Origin of the sequence: Alkalibacterium thalassium, from assembly GCF_900101165.1 — a bacterium.
Lineage (GTDB): Bacteria > Bacillota > Bacilli > Lactobacillales > Carnobacteriaceae_A > Alkalibacterium > Alkalibacterium indicireducens.
In genome coordinates this window covers 1-5,797 of record NZ_FNFK01000090.1, presented here as the reverse complement: position 1 = coordinate 5,797, position 5,797 = coordinate 1, and the positions used below count along the sequence as shown (strand labels likewise).

At 40.4% G+C, this 5,797-nt stretch carries 7 protein-coding genes and 1 rRNA gene; all 8 read right to left on the bottom strand.

What is annotated here, in order from left to right:
* Nucleotides 1-220: ribosomal RNA gene (locus tag BLR76_RS11135) — 16S ribosomal RNA — on the bottom strand; the annotation flags it as partial.
* Between the two features lie 385 nt (nucleotides 221-605).
* Nucleotides 606-1,151 carry a GNAT family N-acetyltransferase gene (locus tag BLR76_RS11130; RefSeq protein ID WP_091268944.1) on the bottom strand — a complete coding sequence of 182 codons (546 nt, stop codon included), beginning with the start codon at nucleotides 1,149-1,151 and terminating at the stop codon, nucleotides 606-608.
* Between the two features lie 106 nt (nucleotides 1,152-1,257).
* Nucleotides 1,258-2,607, bottom strand: coding sequence for a glucose-6-phosphate isomerase (locus BLR76_RS11125; protein WP_091268942.1), 1,350 nt, complete (start codon nucleotides 2,605-2,607; stop codon nucleotides 1,258-1,260).
* 30 nt (nucleotides 2,608-2,637) lie between these two features.
* The gene (locus tag BLR76_RS11120) at nucleotides 2,638-3,027 is read right to left on the bottom strand and encodes a hypothetical protein (RefSeq protein ID WP_091268940.1); all 390 of its coding nucleotides are present in this window, start codon (nucleotides 3,025-3,027) and stop codon (nucleotides 2,638-2,640) included.
* Between the two features lie 35 nt (nucleotides 3,028-3,062).
* On the bottom strand, nucleotides 3,063-3,455 hold the full coding sequence (locus BLR76_RS11115; protein ID WP_091268938.1) for a CvfD/Ygs/GSP13 family RNA-binding post-transcriptional regulator: 393 nt from the start codon (nucleotides 3,453-3,455) through the stop codon (nucleotides 3,063-3,065).
* 174 nt (nucleotides 3,456-3,629) lie between these two features.
* Nucleotides 3,630-3,890 carry a hypothetical protein gene (locus tag BLR76_RS11110; RefSeq protein ID WP_091268936.1) on the bottom strand — a complete coding sequence of 87 codons (261 nt, stop codon included), beginning with the start codon at nucleotides 3,888-3,890 and terminating at the stop codon, nucleotides 3,630-3,632.
* 69 nt (nucleotides 3,891-3,959) lie between these two features.
* Nucleotides 3,960-4,814 (bottom strand): ROK family protein, encoded by an 855-nt coding sequence (locus BLR76_RS11105; protein WP_091268934.1) that lies wholly within the window; start codon nucleotides 4,812-4,814, stop codon nucleotides 3,960-3,962.
* Nucleotides 4,815-4,859: 45 nt separating this feature from the next.
* Complete coding sequence (locus BLR76_RS11100; protein ID WP_091268932.1) at nucleotides 4,860-5,450, bottom strand: peptidylprolyl isomerase; 591 nt, start codon at nucleotides 5,448-5,450, stop codon at nucleotides 4,860-4,862.
* Nucleotides 5,451-5,797 lie beyond the last annotated feature (347 nt).

Genomic DNA, 5,797 nt, shown 5'->3' with positions numbered 1-5,797 from the left:
GAAGCCATCTTTAATGATCTAAGCATGCGCTATGATCACCTATGCGGTATTAGCACCCGTTTCCGGATGTTATCCCCCTCTTATGGGCAGGTTCCCCACGTGTTACTCACCCGTTCGCCACTCATCCACACTCTGCAAGCAGAGTGTTTCAGCGTTCGACTTGCATGTATTAGGCATACCGCCAGCGTTCGTCCTGAGCCAGGATCAAACTCTCATTTTAAGTTTGACTTGCTCATTGTATTACTTGTGAGTTAACCATGTTAACTCGTTTGTTGCCTTCGACTCCAAAAGAATCGAAGACCCCTGCACATTTGGTTGTTTCTACTTTGTTCAGTTTTCAAAGATCTATCTCGTTCAGTTTGAGTTGTCTGCGTTTCGCAACAACTTTTATATCGTAACATGTCACTGTCTTAGCGTCAACCTTTTTTTGAAATAATTTTGCTTATTTCTTCGAATTTGAAAGCGTTACCTTTGTCATGTGACAACTAGTTAAGTATATCTTATCGTCGATTGCTTGTCAACGATTATTTTACTTTTTTATGTTGCCGCTAGAGGTAAGTGTTTTGCAGCAACGAGATTAATAATAACAGGTATTTGGACTGCCGTCAATACTTTTCAGTCTCTTTTTTCACATTCCATACATAAAGGTTATAATCCTGCAAGCCTTCTCCATTATTATAGTCATGAATTGTCTTGACGTAGTCAAATCCATTAGCTTGATAAAATTCATTCAAGTTTGGATTACTGGCAATGCAGTCCAGCCTGATTCCACGTATCTCACTTTTTCTGGCAATCGATTGAGCTCCCTCTAGAAGAAGCTTTCCTCTATTTTTCCCATGTTGGTTACTTTCCAGTGCAATTCTATGAAGGTAAAGATACTTTCTGCTTTCCTCTTCACCCCATAAGTCTATATCCCACGGTGTCTGATTGTCCCATAGAGCGAACGTACCTAATATGGTATCTTCTTTTGTGACCAGATAAACTTCCTTTCTCTCTACTGCTTCCTGAATATTGTGTACATCCTTACCTCTAAGCAGACCGGCCCATTGTTGGGATCCTTTTTTGTTCAGCCACAACGCTGTGCTATGTAAAATCTTTTTTATCTTTGGTATATCAGAAACTTCTGCTTCTTTTACTATAATTTGATTCATGTTTTCTCCCCCTATGAATAATTATCATACCTTACTTTTGTATAAAGGAAAAGAAAAAAGAAGAGCATAAATGCTCTTCTTTGAAGTCTTCTTTAAAGCTTAAAATTTATAAACGATTGTTCAATTCTTCCGCAAGGTCCTCGAAACCAGGTTTTCCAAGTAAGGCAAACATGTTTCTCTTGTATGCCTCTACGCCCGGCTGGTCAAATGGATTGACGCTGTTCAGGTAACCTGATAAAGCTACTGCAATCTCAAAGAAGTAGAACAGGTAACCAAGAGTATGAGCAGACGTATCTGGAATAGTAACAACGAAGTTAGGTACTTCTCCATCTGTATGAGCAAGCAAAGTGCCTTCAAATGCTTTAGTGTTTACAAAATCGATTTCTTTTCCTTCCAGGTAACCTAAACCATCAAGGTCTTTTTTTTCGGTAGGAATTGACATTGATTTGGCAGGTTTATCGATTTTAATGACTGTTTCGAACAGATTTCTTCTGCCTTCCTGAATGTACTGGCCTAACGAATGAAGATCTGTAGAGAAGTTGGCACTAGATGGGTAGATTCCACGCTGGTCTTTTCCTTCTGATTCACCAAAGAGCTGTTTCCACCATTCAGAAAAATACTGAAGTTTTGGTTCGTAGTTGATCAGCAGTTCAGTGACTTTGCCTTTTCTGTATAGGATATTACGGAACGCAGCATACTGATAAGCCAGATTATTAGTTAAATCATCATCTGAAAAATCATTACGAGCCTGAGCTGCCCCTTCCATCAGTGCAGTGATGTCTCCTCCACCTACTGCTATTGGAAGCAGACCAACAGCTGTCAGGACAGAAAAGCGTCCGCCGACATCATCAGGAATGACAAACGTCTCATATCCTTCTGCATCAGCAAGAGATTTCAATGCTCCTTTTTCTTTGTCGGTAGTCGCATAGATTCTTCCTTTTGCTTCTTCTTCCCCGTACTTGTCGATCAGCAGGCCTTTGAAGACTCTGAACGCTAGCGCTGGTTCAGTAGTTGTTCCTGATTTAGAGATTACATTGACAGAAAAATCCTTATCTCCAATGACTTCTATTAAATCACTGATGTAAGTAGAGCTGATATTATTTCCTGCAAAATATATTTGAGGAGCGTTTCGGTCTTCACTGTTTAACTCGTTGTAGAAAGAATGGGTAAGGAAATCCAAAGCGGCTTTGGCTCCTAGGTAAGACCCCCCGATTCCAATAACGACTAATACGTCAGAATCTGCTTTGATTTTCTGTGCAGCTTTCTCTATACGAGCAAACTCTTCTTTGTCGTAGTCTACAGGCAGATCGACCCAACCTAAAAAGTCATTTCCTGGACCAGTCTTCTCCTGAATCAGCTTGTGTGCTGCATCGACTTGCGGCTGCATGTTGTTCAGTTCTTCTTCATTAATGAATTGTCCAACCACTTTTGAGTAGTCAAAATTGATTTTAGTCATATTATCATCCTCCAAAATTGATTAATTTGCTTATATAAGTAGAAATTGTGGAACACCAGAAATTTTCCATTGTTCCAATGTGGTGATCACATTTTCTGAATGTACCCATGACAGATCCGTATTCTCAGTTAATAAGTCATCCGGGTGGTCAAGGTCGTCGTTTTCATAAATGAAAACAAACAGCGGGATCCGATTGTCGTCTACGATGGCATTAGTCAGCTCATTTAGTTCTAGCTTTTCAATGTCCAGATTGCATACTTGCTTAAGCCTGTCGATTACACTGGCAAGGCCTGTTTGTTTGGGCTTTACAGTTGTTGCTAAAAAAGCAAAGCCTTCATCTTGTTTCCTTACAAGGAACACATACCGTCCATTTTCATCTTTTACAAGAATCGTACATGCAACATAATGATTTTCTTTCATCAAGTTTATTAACACCTTTCTAAGCAAATAATCAGTCAGCCGTTTCTTCTGCTGTTCTTTTGTGCATCGATTTCATTCAGTGCCTGTTCTACCCACTTAGGCAGCTTGTCTTCGATCGACTTAAATCCGATTCCAGTTTTCTTCCCATAACGGGCAATGTTACGTTTGTTTGAAAAAGGATGGAATTTGGGTTTATGCAGACTTCTTAGTGACAGGCTGATTTTCCCGGAATATTCGTCAATGTCCATAATGATGACATCCACCATGTCTCCTTTATTGATAACATCGGAGATGCTTTTAATATATCCGTGTTTTAACTCAGATATATGTATAAGGCCCTGTGTTTCATCATCTATCGCGACAAACACTCCATATGGCTGGATCCCGATGACTTTTCCTCTAACTTTTTGTCCTATTTTGTACACCATGAATTCCCCTCTCCGTCATCATGGTTTTCATGAAATCATCCTATAGTAGTATAGCATGAAATGAAAAATATTGGAAACCATGCTTAGTTTAAACTCACCTTGCATTTCGCCTATGTTTGGCTAATACTATGGGTAAAGACCATTGGGATGATGTTATGAATTTTGACAAAGTGATCAACCGTCATAAAACTGGGAGCGTCTAGTGGGATTTGACAGAAGAGTGATGCAGCTGTCAAAATGCTTTGCCAATGTGGGTGCCCGATATATACTTTGATAATCCTGAACCAGTCTACGATCAAGATTTAAAAAATCGCTTCGTCTCTGTTCGGTATCAGTTACGGCCAAAACGGCAAATGCTTCATGCGGCTGAATTTTGCAGTACCCGAATCCGTACTCAAAGATGGTCTGAACAGGATCAGGAAAGTATTTGAACAATAAGAAAAAGTCCCTTCAGGAATATGAGCCACTCATAAAGTGACGGCCATGAACCTGATGGGACTTTCATTATAATGCGCGTTGAGCGAGGATGAGACATCCAGTAATGCCGGCATCATCTTTCAATTGTGGTGAGACAATGTATTCTTCCATATCCGGAGTCTGTACATAGTCATTCATCAGTGTTATAAATTCTTTTCTGATAAGCGGGAAAAGCTGAGCCTGTTTCATGACTCCTCCGCCCAGAATGATTTTCTCTGGACTAAGTGTCAATGTATAACTCATCAGCGCCTGGGCAAGATAATAAGCTTCAATCTCCCAGACTTGCTCGGTATCTGCCAGTTCCTGAGCTTTCTTCCCATAGCGTTTTTCTATAGCCGGTCCAGCTGCAAGCCCTTCAAGGCAGTCCCCGTGATAAGGACAGTGGCCTTCGAATTGATCTTCAGGATGTTTCCGTACAAGGATGTGTCCCATTTCCGGATGACCAAATCCTTCGACAGGTTCTCCTTTGATCACCGCTCCGCCACCTACTCCAGTACCAACTGTAAGGTAGAGACAGGACTGTTTCCCCTTAGCCGCACCATAGGTCAGTTCCCCTAAAGCCGCAGCGTTTACGTCTGTGGTCCAGCCCATAGGGACAGAATATCTTTCTTTCATAACTCCGATAAAATTAGTGTGTTCCCAGGCGGTTTTCGGGGTAGATGTAATGTACCCGTAAGACTCTGATTCTAAATTGACGTCTATTGGTCCAAATGATCCGATACCGATGGCGCTGACGTCGTATTGATCAAAAAACTTGAACACTTTCTCAAACGTTTCTTCTGGAGTCGTGGTCGGGATCGACTGTCTTTCTATAATGTTGAACTCATCATCGCTGACAGCCAATACAAATTTCGTTCCTCCAGCTTCTATCGCACCTAACATGTCATGCCTCCTAAACTGATAAAAATACTGATTGAAAGGTCCTTATTAGTCTTGGATCGTGACCGTTTCAATGATGATATCTTTATTAGGTTTATCCATTGCATTTCTTTCTACATTCTGGATTGCTTCAGCTACTTCGTATCCTTTAACGACATGACCAAAGACAGTGTGTTTCTGATCCAGCCAAGGAGTTCCACCTTTTTCCTTATATGCTTCAATAATTTCTTCAGGGAATCCTGCGCCTTCCAGTTGAGAAACCATTTGAGCTGGAATATCGTTCATAGTCACGATGAAGAACTGACTTGAGTTAGTATTTGGTCCAGCATTGGCCATAGAAAGTGCGCCGTTCAGGTTGAACAGTGACGGGCTGAATTCATCTTCGAAGTTCCCACCGAAAAAGCTTTCGCCACCCATTCCGCTTCCTGTAGGGTCTCCACCTTGTATCATAAAATTCGGAATGACACGGTGAAAGATGACACCGTCATAGTATCCTTTTTTTGATAGTCCAACAAAGTTTTCTACTGTCTTAGGTGCCTCTTCAGGAAAGAGCTGAATAGTGATGTCTCCCATGTTGGTTTTAACTACAGCTTTTGGTCCAGTTACCTGATCCAAGTTTAATTGTGGAAATTGAGTCATTCGTATTCCTCCTAATGTTTATCTCTATTTAGTGTACCGCAGTTCTGTTGGATTGCCAATAACTTTCTAATTGTAACACTTTTTAATCATCATCAGCATTTATTCATGTTATTATTAACTCAAGTTTTGCAGTTGAATATCCAGGTTTAACCCTTGCGGTTATTGAAACTTCTTATAAATAATTATCAAAAAACACACAAAAAGACACCTCTCTTTGGTAAAATGTAGTCACCATAACAACATTCAAAGGAGAGATGTCTTATGACTAATATTTTACCAGAAAAATCAGAAAATCACGAGGTTGAATCGACCGTTTCCCACTTTTTTAAAGAATTCAAAATTGGAAC